General features: G+C 39.5%; 16 protein-coding genes. All 16 read left to right on the top strand.

The window, feature by feature from the left end:
* Positions 1 to 5 precede the first annotated feature (5 nt).
* Positions 6 to 1,037, top strand: coding sequence for a UDP-3-O-(3-hydroxymyristoyl)glucosamine N-acyltransferase (lpxD, locus tag KHY58_RS06040; protein ID WP_004695469.1), 1,032 nt, complete (start codon positions 6 to 8; stop codon positions 1,035 to 1,037).
* A 6-nt stretch (positions 1,038 to 1,043) separates the two neighbouring features.
* Positions 1,044 to 1,946, top strand: a complete 903-nt coding sequence (locus tag KHY58_RS06035; RefSeq protein WP_004698501.1) for a lysophospholipid acyltransferase family protein — start codon at positions 1,044 to 1,046, stop codon at positions 1,944 to 1,946.
* A 263-nt stretch (positions 1,947 to 2,209) separates the two neighbouring features.
* Positions 2,210 to 3,049, top strand: coding sequence for a UDP-3-O-acyl-N-acetylglucosamine deacetylase (lpxC, locus tag KHY58_RS06030; protein ID WP_004695472.1), 840 nt, complete (start codon positions 2,210 to 2,212; stop codon positions 3,047 to 3,049).
* The gene (gene fabZ, locus KHY58_RS06025; protein WP_004695477.1) at positions 3,046 to 3,471 is read left to right on the top strand and encodes a 3-hydroxyacyl-ACP dehydratase FabZ; all 426 of its coding nucleotides are present in this window, start codon (positions 3,046 to 3,048) and stop codon (positions 3,469 to 3,471) included. Before lpxC ends, fabZ begins: the two co-directional genes overlap by 4 nt.
* 20 nt (positions 3,472 to 3,491) lie before the next feature.
* Positions 3,492 to 4,304, top strand: a complete 813-nt coding sequence (gene lpxA / locus KHY58_RS06020) for an acyl-ACP--UDP-N-acetylglucosamine O-acyltransferase (RefSeq protein WP_004698481.1) — start codon at positions 3,492 to 3,494, stop codon at positions 4,302 to 4,304.
* Between the two features lie 329 nt (positions 4,305 to 4,633).
* A complete protein-coding gene (locus KHY58_RS06015; RefSeq protein WP_004698445.1) occupies positions 4,634 to 5,470 on the top strand; it encodes an LpxI family protein in 837 nt (278 codons plus the stop codon).
* Entirely contained in the window at positions 5,470 to 6,612 is a 1,143-nt protein-coding gene (gene lpxB / locus KHY58_RS06010) for a lipid-A-disaccharide synthase (protein ID WP_004698443.1), read from the top strand. The genes KHY58_RS06015 and lpxB overlap by 1 nt, the downstream gene beginning before the upstream one ends.
* The gene (locus tag KHY58_RS06005; RefSeq protein ID WP_278472507.1) at positions 6,605 to 8,335 is read left to right on the top strand and encodes an ABC transporter ATP-binding protein; all 1,731 of its coding nucleotides are present in this window, start codon (positions 6,605 to 6,607) and stop codon (positions 8,333 to 8,335) included. The genes lpxB and KHY58_RS06005 overlap by 8 nt, the downstream gene beginning before the upstream one ends.
* A 2-nt stretch (positions 8,336 to 8,337) precedes the next feature.
* A complete protein-coding gene (locus KHY58_RS06000) occupies positions 8,338 to 9,642 on the top strand; it encodes a 3-deoxy-D-manno-octulosonic acid transferase (RefSeq protein ID WP_278472505.1) in 1,305 nt (434 codons plus the stop codon).
* A 54-nt stretch (positions 9,643 to 9,696) separates the two neighbouring features.
* Positions 9,697 to 10,809, top strand: a complete 1,113-nt coding sequence (gene lpxK, locus KHY58_RS05995; RefSeq protein ID WP_004695492.1) for a tetraacyldisaccharide 4'-kinase — start codon at positions 9,697 to 9,699, stop codon at positions 10,807 to 10,809.
* A gap of 44 nt (positions 10,810 to 10,853) precedes the next feature.
* Positions 10,854 to 11,585: a 3-deoxy-manno-octulosonate cytidylyltransferase gene (gene kdsB, locus KHY58_RS05990; protein ID WP_004695494.1), complete on the top strand. Its 732-nt coding sequence runs from the start codon at positions 10,854 to 10,856 to the stop codon at positions 11,583 to 11,585.
* Complete coding sequence (gene kdsA / locus KHY58_RS05985) at positions 11,586 to 12,404, top strand: 3-deoxy-8-phosphooctulonate synthase (RefSeq protein WP_004695496.1); 819 nt, start codon at positions 11,586 to 11,588, stop codon at positions 12,402 to 12,404. It abuts the gene before it with no gap.
* Positions 12,405 to 12,415: 11 nt separating this feature from the next.
* A complete protein-coding gene (locus tag KHY58_RS05980; protein WP_004695498.1) occupies positions 12,416 to 13,387 on the top strand; it encodes a KpsF/GutQ family sugar-phosphate isomerase in 972 nt (323 codons plus the stop codon).
* Positions 13,387 to 13,908 carry a KdsC family phosphatase gene (locus KHY58_RS05975; RefSeq protein WP_278472502.1) on the top strand — a complete coding sequence of 174 codons (522 nt, stop codon included), beginning with the start codon at positions 13,387 to 13,389 and terminating at the stop codon, positions 13,906 to 13,908. The genes KHY58_RS05980 and KHY58_RS05975 overlap by 1 nt, the downstream gene beginning before the upstream one ends.
* 14 nt (positions 13,909 to 13,922) lie before the next feature.
* Positions 13,923 to 14,855 carry a lysophospholipid acyltransferase family protein gene (locus tag KHY58_RS05970; protein WP_004695502.1) on the top strand — a complete coding sequence of 311 codons (933 nt, stop codon included), beginning with the start codon at positions 13,923 to 13,925 and terminating at the stop codon, positions 14,853 to 14,855.
* Complete coding sequence (gene lptC / locus KHY58_RS05965) at positions 14,842 to 15,378, top strand: LPS export ABC transporter periplasmic protein LptC (protein ID WP_278472499.1); 537 nt, start codon at positions 14,842 to 14,844, stop codon at positions 15,376 to 15,378. The genes KHY58_RS05970 and lptC overlap by 14 nt, the downstream gene beginning before the upstream one ends.
* The last annotated feature ends 10 nt before the right edge of the window (positions 15,379 to 15,388 follow it).

Here is a 15,388-nt window from a genome sequence, read left to right as displayed (position 1 = left end):
TTGCCTTGGAAAAAACTTTACAGGAACTCGCAAATTTAGTAGGCGGTCAACTTATAGGGGATGAGTCTATTGTCATTACTGAGACACGTAGCTTTGAACAAGCGGTAAAACAATCCATAACTTTTGCAATTGGTGAATATGTTGAACATATTGCGTTATGCCAAGCGGGTGCTGTTATCGTTGAATCAGAAGTAAAAAATGCACCGATGGCGCAAATCGTAGTTGATAATGCAAAATCTGCATTTGCCCAAGTGCTAGAAGTATTCCATCCACCTGTTGTAGTTCCCCGTGAAGTGCATAGTACTGCTATTATTGGCAAGAATGTTACACTTGGTAAAAATGTAGCTATTGGTGCCTATTGTGTTATTAATGATAATGCTGTTATCGGTGATAATGTAACGATTCGACCTTATGTATATATTGGTCATAATGTACGAATTGGGGAAGATTCTGACATCTATGCGGGTGCTATCGTACATGAGAACTGTATTTTGGGTAAACGCGTTGTATTGCGTGCTAAAGCAGTTATCGGTGGTGAAGGTTTTGGTTTTGCCACAGAAAATGGTATTCATACGCATATTCCTCAAGTAGGCAATGTTATTCTTGAAGATGATGTAGAAATTGGCTCTTGCACTACTATCGACAATGCTACAATGGGATCTACCTTGGTACGCCGCGGTACCAAAATTGACAATCTTGTTCACCTTGGCCACAATGTTGAGATTGGAGAAGATTGTTTCTTAATCGCACAGGTTGGGATTGCAGGTAGTACAAAATGTGGTAACCATGTAATCTTTGCAGGACAAACAGGCTGTACAGGTCATATTACAATTGGAGATAATGTACAATTTGCAGGTAAAACAGGAATTACTGGCAATGTGCCTTCTAATTCTGTTATGGCTGGGTATCCAATGAGACCTCATAAAGAGTGGTTGAAATTGGCTGCTTACGAGAATCGTTTGCCAGAAATGGTGAAAACTGTAAAACAATTACAAAAAGAAATTGACGCTTTGAAAGCACAGCTTAAGGAGAGCTAATAATCCATGTATAGGTTTATGAAAATCTTTAGTGCCTTTATTTGCTTATTACCTAAAGGTTTGCAATATGCTATTGGTACATTGCTTGGTGAAATTGTGTGGTTAGTGGTGCCACCTAAACGCAAGCGCCTGGCGATAGGCCAAATTTTATTCTGTAATATTACAGATGATCCTAAAGAAGCTCGACGTATTGCGAAAGCTAGTACTACACGCTTTGGCCGTATGATTATTGATGTATTGCGCTATCCTGAAATTAAAGATGGCGCATACAAAGATATGGTGGAGTTTATTAATCGAGAGTACTTAGATGATGCCTTAGAAAATGGTCGAGGTGCAATTTTAGCTGCTGTTCATAGTGGTAACTGGGAACTTTTAGGTGGCGTTCTTGCTTCTGAAGGATATCCGCTGATTTCTGTGGCTATGAAACAGAATGGTGATGCCGATAAGTTTATCAATGAATATCGTCGGATTATGCATCAACATGTGACCTATAAAACAGGTGTTCGTGAAATGATTAATGAACTAAAAAAAGGTGCATTTTTAGGCCTTATTATGGATCAGGACCCTGGTGATGATGGCGTTCTTGTACCATTCTTTGGCTATGAAACATTGACGGCTGCTGGGCCAGCTGTACTGGCTCGTATGCAAGATGTGCCTATTATTTTTGTAACCATACATTATAGCCCGTTTTCTGAGAAATATGAGATTGAAGCACATCCACCAATTTATGTGGAACGTACAGATGATAAAAAGCGTGATATAGCGGTAACAACAACTCGTCTAAATGAGTTTATTGAAGATTATATTCGACGATATCCTGAAGATTGGTTCTGGCTTCATAACCGTTGGAAATGGACTCGTCGTTTTTATGGTGAACAAATAGATACACCACCTGATGTTTTTCAATAGTTAATAATTTTAAAGAGATTTTGTTTATGCGATTGTGGAGTCTTCAAGATGAAACTGATTCCTACTAGCATGGATGAAATCTCTTTTTATTTTATAACTTATAACTTAGTGTTTAAAAATAATCTATTAAAATTTTAAAGACTAAGAATAGTCTTTCCAATTAGCGTAATATATGGTAAATTTCTTGTAACGCCTATGCAAATAGGGTATAATACATATTGGTGTATAGTAAACGTGAATTCGGATTATGAAAGGACATTCTTATGAGTAAGCCACAACAAACAATAAAAAAGGCTGTTTCATATCAAGGGATTGGCCTTCATAGCGGTGAACCAGTACATATGGTTTTTAAGCCTGCACCTGAAGATACAGGAATTGTGTTTGTCCGCACGGACATTGAAGGGCATCCTTCTGTGCGAGCACACATTGATAATGTGACGAACACTATGCGCGCTACCACGCTGGAAAATGGTGAAGCAAAGGTATTTACTGTTGAACATGTGATGGCAGCGTTCAGTGCTATGAATATTGATAACTGTTATATTGAAATGGATTCTCCAGAACCTCCTGTAGGTGATGGTAGTAGTGCTATTTTTGTCAATCTTATTGAAGAGGCTGGCATTGAAGAACAAATAGCATCGCGTCATATATACAAAGTGACTCGATCTCATGCTGTTTATGATGGGGATCGTTTTATTGTGATTTTGCCATATGATGGCTATCGCATGACTTTTACATCAATTAACAGCCATCCGTTGCTTGGTACGCAACAATGTGATTTTGAAGTATCGCCTGAGTATTTCAAAGCACACATTGGATCGGCTAGGACTATCGGATTTATGAAGGAATTGGAACAATTACAGGCCATGGGGCTTGCAAAAGGCGGTAGCCTAGATAATGCATTAGTCTATGATGATGAGAAATGTCTATCTATACCACGCTTTGAGGATGAATTAGTTCGCCATAAAGCATTAGATGTTATAGGGGATTTATTCTTGTTAGGACCGATTGAAGGCCATGTAATTGCTTTGAAATCGAGTCATGAATTAAATTCAAGATTGGCTCGCAGTATAATGGAAGAAATAAGGGAGACACAGCCATGATTCTTAATCACGAAGATATTTTAGAAATTTTACCTCATCGTTACCCAATGCTTTTGGTTGATCGCATTGTTGAGTTAGAACCTATGAAACGTGCTGTGGGTATTAAAAATGCTACATTCAACGAATTGTTCTTCCAAGGTCACTTTCCAGGGAACCCAGTTATGCCAGGTGTATTATTGACTGAAGCTATTGCTCAAGTCGGTGGTATTGCATTATTATACCCTGAGGAAAATCGTGGTCTTACTCCTATGTTTACAGGTATTGATAAAGTGCGTTTCCGCCATCCTGTAAAACCTGGCGATCAAGTTCGCATGGAGGTAGATATTGTTAAAATTAAAGGTAAAATGGGCAAGGTTGAAGGCCGTGCCTATGTTGGCGACAAATTGTGCGCTAGCGGTGAATACATGTTTGCCCTTGTATAATAGAATGAGGAGTGATTGTAGTGATAGTTGTAGGCATGGAAAATGCGAAATCCAACATCCATAGTACAGCCATAGTCCATCCAAATGCTAAATTGGGCAAAGATGTAATCGTAGGTCCTGGCGCTGTTATCGGCGAACATGTCGAGATTGGCGATGGCACACAAATCGGTGCACATGTTGTAATTGGTGGTTGGACAACCATTGGTAAGCGTTGTGAAATTTATCCTAACGCATCTATTGGGTTGGAACCGCAAGATTTAAAATTTAAAGGCGAAAAAAGCTATTGTAATATTGGCGATGAAACGGTTATTCGTGAATTCGTAACTATTAGCCGCGCTACTGGTGAAGGTGAAGAAACACGTGTAGGCAATAATTGTTTACTTCAAGCCTGTACACATGTGGCTCATAACTGTATCGTTGGTAATAATGTAATAATGAGTAATTGTGCTGGTCTTGCAGGGCACGCTATCGTTGAAGATCGCGTTGTTATTGGTGGCCTTGCAGGTATTCATCAATTTGTTAAAATCGGTCGTAATGCAATGGTTGGCGGGATGGCTAAGGTGGTACAAGATATCCCACCTTACGTAATTGCTGATGGTCAACCGGCACGTGTTATCGGTCTAAACTCTGTAGGCCTATCTCGTGCAGGGATTTCCGAAGATGTACGACGTGATTTGAAACAGGCATTCCGTATTATTTATCGTTCTGGATTCAGCTTATCTAAGGCGATTGAAGAAATGGAATTACAATTGGATTCTTCCGTAGAAATTGAAAATTTATTACGCTTCCTACGCAATGCTGATAGGGGAATTATGCGTACTCGTCGCGACTAATTATGAGGACCTCGTACAATGTACGAGGTCTTTTTGTGTGCATTATTACTAGTTGAGTTTTATATCAATGATAATTTACATTATATTTTTATATTTATAGAAAAGTTTTGATAGATATAATCGTAGATTTTTTAGTGCTTAAAAGGAATAAGGGAATTATAATAAAATGATGAAGAAAAGGGCATAAACCATGGCTTTTTAATGGTAAAAAGTAGCTATTTATAGTACAATATATTGTATATGATTATGTCTATTTTTAGGCCTTTTCATAGGGAACTTGAAATTACTAATTGATATATAGGCCGTGAGGCCATCTAGGAGGTATAGTCTTGGCAAAGGTAGGATTAATTGCGGGCATAGGTGTTTTGCCTGTAGAATTCATGCGTGCCGCTCATGTATTGGGCCACGAGGTGGTTGTTATCGGTGTAGTACCTGATATAGACCCAGCTCTAAAGGCTGAGGCTGATGCTTTCTATGATATTGGTGTTGCTAAACTAGGTAAAATCTTTAAAACCTTGAAAAAAGAAGAGGTTCAAGAGTTAACTATGCTTGGAAAAGTCACTAAAGAGATTCTCTTTAAAGGCCTTACATTTCCTGATTTAAAAACATTAGGAGTCTTAAAGCGGCTCAAAAATCGTAAAGATGATACGATTATGCTTGCCATCGTTGATGAAATCGAACGAGAAGGCTTTAAAGTATTAGATCAAACCGTATACTTGAAACCATTTATGCCAAAGGTAGGAGTGCTTTCAAAAGCACAACCTACAGATGAGCAATGGGCTGACATTTGTTTTGGTTTTGAATTAGCTAAACAAATGGGGGCCCTTGATATTGGTCAAACCGTTGTTGTTAAGCATAAGGCGGTCATGGCAATTGAAGCCATTGAAGGTACTGATAAGTGTATCTTACGAGGTGGCGAACTCGGTCGTGGGGATGCGGTTGTCGTTAAAACCGAAAAACCAAATCAAGACGTACGCTTTGATGTGCCAGCAGTAGGCATAAAAACTCTCATGTCTATGATTGATAGCGGTTGTAAGGTGCTAGCTGTAGAAGCGGAAAAGACTATTTTTGTACAACAACAAGACGTGCTTAATATGGCAGATCGTCATGGTATTGTTATCTGTGCTGTAGACCAAGAATTTGTAAATTCCAGAAAGGATGCATAATGAAAGTCATGTTTTCCGCCGGTGAAGCTTCCGGCGATACTCATGCGGCAAGTGTGGCCAATGCATTGAGAGAAATAGATCCTTCTGTAGAGATGTTTGGTATGGGTGGCACCCTGATGGAACGCGCTGGTGTTCGTATCGTGTATGACATTAAGAACCTTGGTGTCATTGGTATTGTAGAGATTGTGAAGTCATTGCCAAAATTCTTTAAGCTGCGCACGTACTTGAAACGTGTCATGATGAAGGAAAAACCAGATATTCTCGTTTGTGTAGATTATCCAGGTTTTAATATGAAATTAGCTGCGGTGGCTCATGAATTGGAGATTCCTGTTTTATATTATATTGCTCCAACGATTTGGGCTTGGCACAGTAGTCGTGGTAATACAATTCGTAAGTATGTAACCAAGGTAGCATCTATCTTCCCATTTGAAGCTGAAGCGTATCGCAAGTACAAATGTGATGTAGATTTTGTAGGTCATCCTTTACTCGATATTGTACATCCTACGATGACTAAGGATGCGGCCGAAGAATACTTTGGGGCTCGTAAAGAGGCTAAAAAAGTATTGCTCATGCCTGGCAGTCGTAAACAAGAGGTTTTATCCTTGCTTGATACGATGCTAAAAAGTGGTGAGCAATTGATGGCGAAACATGAAGATGTTCAATTCTTCTTGCCTCGAGCACATACGATTGATCGAAGTGAGCTAGAAGCTTTTATCGATGCTCATAAGGTACCTGTTACGATTACGGAAGACCATACATATGACTTGATGCAGATTTGTGATGTGTGCCTTGCTGCATCAGGAACGGCTACATTAGAAACGGCGATGATGGAATTGCCAACGGTATTATTGTATCGTGTATCTCCAATTACGTATGGTATTGGTAAGATGGTTGTGAATGTAACACATGTGGGCTTGCCTAATATTGTAGCTGGTAAAGAGGTCATTCCTGAATTATTACAAGATGCTGTCACACCAGACGCGATTGTATCTTTGGTGGAACCATTGCTCAGTGATGTAGAGAAAAATGAAGCTATGCGTAGTGAATTGCGCGAAGTACGTCATAAATTAGGTGAGCCTGGTGCAGTAAAACGAGTAGCACATCTTGTGTACAATCTCGGTAAGGAGAAATGTAATGAATAGTTATTCTAGGCTCTTATATTTTGTAAAGCCTTATTATAAGCGAATGCTTTTTGCAGTGTTCTGCATGATTGTCGCTGCTGCTGCCTATTTGGTAGTACCTTGGCTAATTAAGAATGTAGTAGACCAAGTATTAGATGAAAAGAATATGTTTATGTTGAACCTTATTGTAGGTGCTATTATACTCATTTTCCTAATTCGTGGCTTTGCTACCTATGGTCAAACCTATAATATGTCCTACATCGGACAGCGCGTGATTATCGATGTACGTGAGGCTATTTTTAATCATCTACAAAAATTAAGCTTATCCTATTTCGATCGTCGTAAGACGGGCGTTATCATGAGTAATCTTACAAATGACGTAGCTGCATTGCAAACGGCCGTGGTAGATAACTTGATTTCTTTTATCACTGAATCTGTAACACTTATCGGTTCCTTGGTGTCCATGCTTCTCATTGACTGGAAATTGACGTTAGTTACTTTTATTACGGTTCCCGTAGTTTTAGTGATTATTAATGTTTTTGGTAAAAAGCTTCGCGTGGCAGGGCACGATGTTCAAGGCCGTGTAGCTGATATTACGGCACTTTTACAAGAAGTAATCAGTGCAGTTCGCGTTGTAAAATCTTTTGCTCGTGAAGATTTTGAGCGCAAGCGCTTTGAAGATGAAAACGACCGTAACTTTAAAGCGGTTATTAAAGCCACTAAATTGACTAGTTTATTAAGTCCAATGGTTGAGTTTTCTGCGGCAATCGCTGTAGCGGTCATCCTTTGGTACGGTGGTTACTCCGTAGTAACAGGTGCTATCACTGCTGGTTCTTTGATTGCCTTCTTGATTTATGCGATTAACTTGTCGAACCCAGTAAAACGTTTGAGCCAAGTATATGGTAATATTCAAAAAGCATTGGCTGCTGCTGATCGCGTATTTGAGATTTTAGATACTAAAACTGATGTTGTGGAGAAACCTGATGCTGTTACATTGCCTAATATTACAGGCAATGTAGAATTCAACGATGTTTCCTTCTCCTATGGTGGTGAAAAGACTGCATTGGAAAACTTTACCTTGTCTGTTAAGGCTGGTGAAAGTGTGGCCCTCGTTGGTCCATCCGGTGCAGGTAAGACAACTCTCGCTAACCTACTACCTCGTTTCTATGATGTAACCAGTGGTTCTATAACAATAGATGGTTATGACGTGAAAGATGTTACTTTTAAATCCTTGCGTGAACAAATCGGTCTTGTACCACAAGAAACCGTTTTATTCAATGCTACTATCAAAGAGAACATCTTGTATGGTCGTTTAGATGCCTCTGATGAAGAAGTGTATGAAGCGGCTAAAGCGGCTAACGTACTTGAGTTCGTTGAGAAAATGCCTGATGGTCTCGATACGATTGTAGGTGAACGAGGCAGTTCATTATCTGGTGGACAACGTCAACGGGTTGCTATCGCACGTGCTATTTTAAAAGATCCTCGAATTCTAATTTTAGATGAAGCCACATCTGCTTTAGATACGGAGAGTGAAAAACTTGTGCAAGAGGCGTTAGATCGCCTTATGAAAGGGCGTACGGCATTTGTTATTGCCCATCGATTGAGCACTGTTCAAAATGCTCATCAAATTGTTGTACTCAATCAAGGCCGCTTGGTAGAGCAGGGGACTCACCAAGAGCTATTAGCTATTGACGGCGGATTGTACAACCATCTTTATTCCGTTCAATTCTCCAATAAAGGATAACCATGTACTGGATATATAACGTATTGCTCATATTCTATTGGATTGGCTTGATTCCGGTTATTTTATACCGACTTGCCTTTGAAGATGGATTTTATGAGCGTATCAAACAGAGTGCAGGCTATATGCCAGCTTCACTATTAAAGAAAATTGAAGGGCGTCGTGCTATTTGGATTCACGCCGCTTCTGTAGGGGAAATTGTGGCTACCAGTCCATTGGTAAAAGAAGTCAAAAAGGAGTTTCCTGAAGCTGTTGTGGTCGTGTCTGTAGTTACTGCTACTGGTCATGCTATGGCTCATCGTATCATTGCTGAAGCAGAAGGAATTATTTTCTTTCCCCTTGATTTACCATATTTAACTCGTAAAATTTTACATATTATTAAGCCGATTACTATTTTACTCGTAGAAACTGAAATCTGGCCAAACTTCTTGCGTATCGCCGAATCGGAAAATATTCCAGTTATGATGGTTAATGGACGCATTTCAGATCGCAGTATGAAACGTTATAAGTATATCAGTGCTTTTACACGTGAAATGTTACGTTCTATTGAGCGTTTCTGCATGCAGTCCAAATTTGATGCGGCGTATATTGAAAGTTTAGGTGCTCATACACCTGATATTACGGTAACAGGTAATATGAAATACGATCAAACATATGCCACCGTATCATATGAAGAAAAACAAGCTCTTCTCGATGAATTTGGCTTTGGAAATAATCATCCTATCATTATTGCAGGTAGTACTCACAAAGGTGAAGAAGAGGCTATTTTTGAAACCTTCAAGCAAGTATTGAAAGAGTATCCACAAGCTCGTTTATTGATTGCGCCTCGTGAAATTTATCGCGGTCATGATGTGCAAAATATTGCAAAGCGTTATGAATTGAGTGCTATTTGTCGTAGCGATATGAAGGAGCCTGTTCATGAAGGTATTCCCGTTGTCGTTTTAGATACCATTGGTGAACTTGGCCGACTGTATAGCTTAGGCGATATTATCTTTGTTGGTGGTTCCCTTGTTAAAACTGGAGGCCATAATATTTTGGAACCAGCTGCACATGGTAAGCCAATTTTGGTTGGGCCTCATATGTTTAACTTTAAAGAAATTTTCGCCTTATTAAACTCTCGAAATGCTTGTGAGCAAGTGAAGAATGGAAAAGAGTTAACCGCTATGGTCTTGCGTTTATGTAAGGATAGAGACTTGGCTAAAAAGATGGGGCAAAACTGCCTGGATATCATTAAAGAAAATCGTGGTGCTACGCGGCGTAATACACAAGAGTTACGTTTGCTATTTGAGAAACATCAAATTATTCCGTAGTAAGACTAAATTTGTAGATTAGTTTACTGTATTACATAATAGGAGGCGTCACCTATGAGTGGGGAAGCATTATTCAAATCCATCGTTAGTGGTGAAGATCAATCCGTATTAGGTGATATAGCTCGCTCCAGTTTAGGCCTTTTGAGTAAAGGTTATGAGAAAGCTGTATCAATACGCAATGCTCGATTTGATGAGGGTAAAGGCGTTACGAAAGTTACAGTGCCTGTAATCAGCGTTGGCAACATTACGGCTGGTGGTACTGGAAAAACACCGATGGTGCGATTTATTTGTGATGTGCTTACTCAGAAGGGCCTTCATCCTACTGTTCTTAGTCGTGGATACCGTGCAGAAGATAATAACAAAAATATTATTATTTCTAAAGATGGAACAATGCTTGTAGAGCCATCTATCAGTGGTGATGAGGCTTGGTTACTGGCTAAGGTTTTACAAAAATCTAATGTAATCATTGGACGTGAACGTTCCAAATCTGCAGAAATCGCTATTAATGAGCTAGGTGCCGATTGTCTTATTATGGATGATGGCTTTCAACATCGTGCACTAGCAAGAGATATTGATATTGTACTAATCGATGCATCCAATCCGTTTGGCTATGAACATGTATTGCCACGGGGACTATTACGTGAACCCCTTAGTGGTTTACAGCGTGCGGATATTATCGTTCTTACTAAGGTTGATCAAGTAGCACCAGGTATTGTATCCGGCATTCGAAAGCGATTAACTCAGATGATTCCCAATATACCTGTCTATGAAACAACACATAAGCCGCAATTTATGTACACCTTAGATGAGTGGGCTAATGGTTCTGTTGGGGCTTCTGTAGATGCTTACAAGGAACAACGCATTATGGCTGTGAGTGGAATTGGAAACCCTCAATCCTTTACACAAACGTTAACTGATGTAGGGTATAACGTTGTTCATACCTTGCCATTTGGAGATCATCATGACTTTTCAAATGATGATGTAGTTGAGATTTGGAAACAAGCATTTGCTCATCAAGCTGATGCTATTTGCATTACAGAAAAGGATGCAGTTAAGTTAAGTCAGTTGCATGCAATTGAAGACTTGAAAATACCGATTCTGGTGCTATCTATAGGGATTGAATTTGTTTCTGGAAAACAAGAATTCATAGAAAATTTAGAGATTTAGTGTATAATAATAAGATACACGAATAACAGAAATGGGGTTTTATCGTGAAGTTTGGATGTGTTATTCCTGCGCGTTATGGTTCTACAAGATTACCGGGCAAACCATTAGCTGATATTGCAGGTAAACCTATGATTGAACGGGTTTATGCAAGGGTATCACAAGCTACAAAGACAGTATGTACAATTGTAGCCACTGATGATAACCGCGTATATTCTGCAGTACAACAGTTTGGGGGAACTGTTATGATGACAGATCCTAATCACCCTACAGGGACGGATCGATTAGCAGAGGTTGCTAGTCATTATACAGACTTAGATGTTGTTATCAATGTCCAAGGTGATGAACCGATGATTGATCCAAATCTTATTGATGACTTGGCACGTCTATTTGAGGAAGATCCAAACTTGCAGATGGCCACAGTAGCTACTCCTTTATTAGAGGAAGAGTACGAGGAGCCATCAGCGGTAAAGGTCATTTTAAATAATCGTAATGATGCGATGTATTTTTCTAGATCTTTAATCCCATATCCTCGTCATGACTTTGTGCGTCCGCCACTAAAACATATTGGCATCTATGCATATCGTAGAGAGTTCTTATTAAACTACGCTAAGATGGAGCCAACTCCGGCGGAGCAAACAGAATCTCTAGAACAATTACGTGCTTTGGAGAATGGTTATACAATTCGTGTTATTCTAACAAATAAACGATTTATCGGTGTTGATACACCTGAAGACTTAGCTCGTGTTAATGCAATTTACGAGCAAGAGGAGAAATAAATGAAAACAGTTCAAATTAAAGATATTACTGTGGGTGGCGGCAAGGGTTTATTTGTCCTTGCAGGTCCATGTGTTATTGAGGACTATGACCGCACATTAGCTATCGGTAAACGAGCAAAAGAGATATGCGAACGTTTAGGTGTTCCTTATATCTTTAAAGCTTCCTTTGATAAAGCTAATCGCTCTAGCTTTAACTCCTTCCGTGGACCAGGTCTTGAGGAAGGGTTAAAAATGCTTGCTTCTATTAAGAAGGAACTCAATGTACCTGTTGTCAGTGACATTCACTCTATCGAGCAAATTGAACCTGCAGCTGAAGTATTAGATATTCTACAAATTCCAGCTTTTTTATGCCGTCAAACTGATCTTGTTTACGGCGCTGCTAAAACTGGTAAATGCGTAAATGTTAAAAAAGGTCAATTCATGGCTCCTAAGGACATGGAAAATGTTCTTAATAAAATGAAAGAAACAGGTAATGAAAATCTTATGCTTACCGAACGTGGTTTTAGCTTTGGTTATAATAATCTCGTAGTTGACATGAGATCGTTCCCAATTATGCGTTCTTTCGACTATCCAGTAATCTTTGATGCTACTCATAGCGTTCAATTACCAGGTGGTGCAGGGACTAAATCTAGTGGTAACCGTGAATTTGTACCAAATTTGGCGCGTGCGGCTGTGGCTAGTGGTGTAGATGGGCTATTCTTTGAAGTGCACGATAATCCTGAGGAAGCATTATCTGATGGTCCTAATATGTTGTATTTAGATCAATTCGAAGATGTGCTTCGTGATTTAGTAGCTATTGATAAAATCGTAAAAGGTTAGGGGCGGTATTTGTGACTATTTTAGAACAAGCGGCACAGGTGCTTCATGAGGAAGCTCGTGCTATTGAAGAATTAAGTTCTCGTTTGGATCACAATTTTGTAAATGCTGTAAATATGATTTTGGCTTGTAAGGGCCGTGTAGTATGTACAGGAATGGGAAAATCTGGTCATATTGGTCGTAAAATTGCGGCTACCTTGGCTAGTACAGGGACACCGGCACTTTTTATGCATCCTGGTGAAGGCGTGCATGGTGATCTTGGTATGATTACTGAAGATGATGTAGTGTTAGCCTTTTCTAATAGTGGTGAAACAGGAGAAATTATTAGTATTTTGCCGTCTCTGCGCCGCATAGGGGCTAAATTAATCTGTGTTGTAGGGAAACCAGAGTCTACATTAGCAAAAAATTCTGATATTGTATTGTTGGCAGAGGTAGAACGAGAAGCTTGCCCATTGGGTTTAGCACCTACTACAAGTACTACTGTTGCCCTAGCACTAGGTGATGCGTTAGCAGTATGTTTATTGGAACGCCATCATTTTACTCCAGAAAACTTTGCTGTATTCCATCCAGGTGGTTCCTTAGGTCGCAAATTATTGTTGACTGTAGAAAATATCATGCATGGTGGCGAGGATAATCCAACAGTATTTAAAGGGGCTACCGTTCGTGATGCACTTTTTGTAATGACAGAAAAAGGGTTAGGTGCTACAAATGTTATTGATGAAGAAGGACATTTGTTAGGTCTAGTGACTGATGGTGATGTTCGACGTGGACTTGATTCTGGCAGCAATTTTTTAGAATGGCCCGTAGAGGATATGATGACGTCTATGCCGCGTACGATTACAAAGGATAAACTGGCCGCAGAAGCGCTTCATTTGATGGAGAAAAATCAACCCCGCCCTATCACCGTATTACCAGTGGTTGATACTAATAATGTATGTCTTGGCATTGTTCACATCACGGATTTATTGCGTAGAGGCATTGTATAATGAATATTCAATGGATTGTTCTCGATGTTGATGGAGTTTTATCAGATGGAACTCTAATTTACACATCGACTGGAGAAGAGCTCAAAGCTTTTTCTGTAAAAGATGGTTTAGGCTTGACTGCGGCTCGTAAATCAGGGATAAAGTTAGCAATTATCACGGCTCGCGTATCTCCGATGGTAGAGCATCGTGCGAAGGAGTTACACTTTGATGAACTTCTTATGGGGTATGCTAATAAAACTGAAGCATTAAGAACTCTTTGTAAAAAACATCAAATCGACTTAGATTCGGTTGCTTACATGGGGGATGATCTTAATGATTTAGGAGCTCTTCAACTCGTAGGTTTACCGATGGCACCAAACAATGCGGTATTAGAGGTTAAATCATTAGCTAAATTTATTTCTAACGCAAATGGTGGTCATGGTGCCGTTAGAGAGGCTGTAGAATATATCTTGAAGAATCAAGGTTTATGGGATTCTGTTGTTGCAGATTATGCGCGAGAGGCCCATGCTCATGGACAATAAAGGAGGTGGGCAGAATGAATAACGAATGGCAATACCATTTAGTTAAAGGCATTAGTTGGCTTGTTTGTCGACTACCATATAAGCTCATTTTGCTCATAGGCGCTTGTTTAGGTCCTGTATATGGGCTAATAGCGAAGAAGCAAAAGCTTAGAGGCATAAATAATATTAAAATTGGCATGAACATGAATGATCAAGAGGCGGAACAATTAATTAATAAGTTGTTCAAGAATCTCGGTCGCAGTGTTATGGAAGTATTGTACATGCCAAACCTGACGAAATCCTTTATCAATAAACATATAGAGATGCGTGGTGTTGAACATTTAGAAAAGGCCATTGCTGAAGATAAGGGGGTTATCGTTCTTACTGGTCATGTAGGCAACTGGGAATGGATGGGGGCTGCTATGGCGGCTCATGGATACCCTTCCACTACAATTGTTAAGAAACAACCTAATGCTCAATTCACACGCCTTATGAATGAATATCGTGAGATGGTGGGACTTGACGTATTTGCTAGTGGTGGCAACGAAATAGTTTCTGCTGCTAAGGCTTTAAAAAAGAAAAAACTTCTTGGCTTCTTAGCTGACCAAGATGGATATATAAATGGTTTACCAGTTCCGTTTTTGGGACAAGATTCATCAGCTGTTATGGGACCAGCCACATTTGCAAAGAAATTTGGCTCTCCTGTAGTACCTATTTTTGCATCTCGTAAGCCTGAAGGAGGACATATCGTTCATATCTTGCCGGCATTACATTATGAGGAAACTGGCGATGAAGATGTTGATATGTATCGTCTAACTGAAGCCTGCGTACGTGTTACAGAAGATTTTATTCGTGAACATCCAGATGAGTGGCTTTGGTTCCAACATCGTTGGATGACTAAGATGGATCAAATTATTGATTACGATAAGAAGATAGCTATACGGGAGAGAGCACATGAAAAACAATAAAAAGTTAATTGCCATTGTGGTCGCTATAGTATTAGCTCTAATCGGTCTTATTGTATTTATTATGAAAGACTCTAATGAGGTTACTTCCACTCAAAATCAAAGTGGACAACTCGTTAATTTCCAAGGTGCGGACTTGCAAGAGGAAAAGGATGGCAAGCTAGTATGGGCATTATCGGCTGAGAAGATTGAATATGACCCGCGTACAAAAGCTATCGTTTTGACCAATTTGAAAGGTCTGTTCTATCAAGATGATGTGACTACTACGATTACAGCTCCTCATGCTGTACTGACGGGTGATCGAAACTCTCTTGATATTGATCAAGGTGTTACTGCTACTAATACGGAAGGTGCAGAATTTAAAACTGAGGCCCTTCATTTTGATAACAAAACGAAAACATTGACATCTAAAACGGCTTTCACTTATAACAGCAAGGATGTAACCCTAACAGGTGACAAACTTGAGGGCAATATGTCCTTAAAAATTATTAAAGCCATTGGACATGCGAAATTAACAAAGAAGTAATTGAGAGGAA

The sequence above is a fragment of the Veillonella parvula genome (assembly GCF_018366295.1).
Lineage (GTDB): Bacteria > Bacillota > Negativicutes > Veillonellales > Veillonellaceae > Veillonella > Veillonella parvula_P.
Note: the sequence above shows the minus strand (reverse complement) of the source record. Positions and strands in the feature narration are given on the sequence as shown.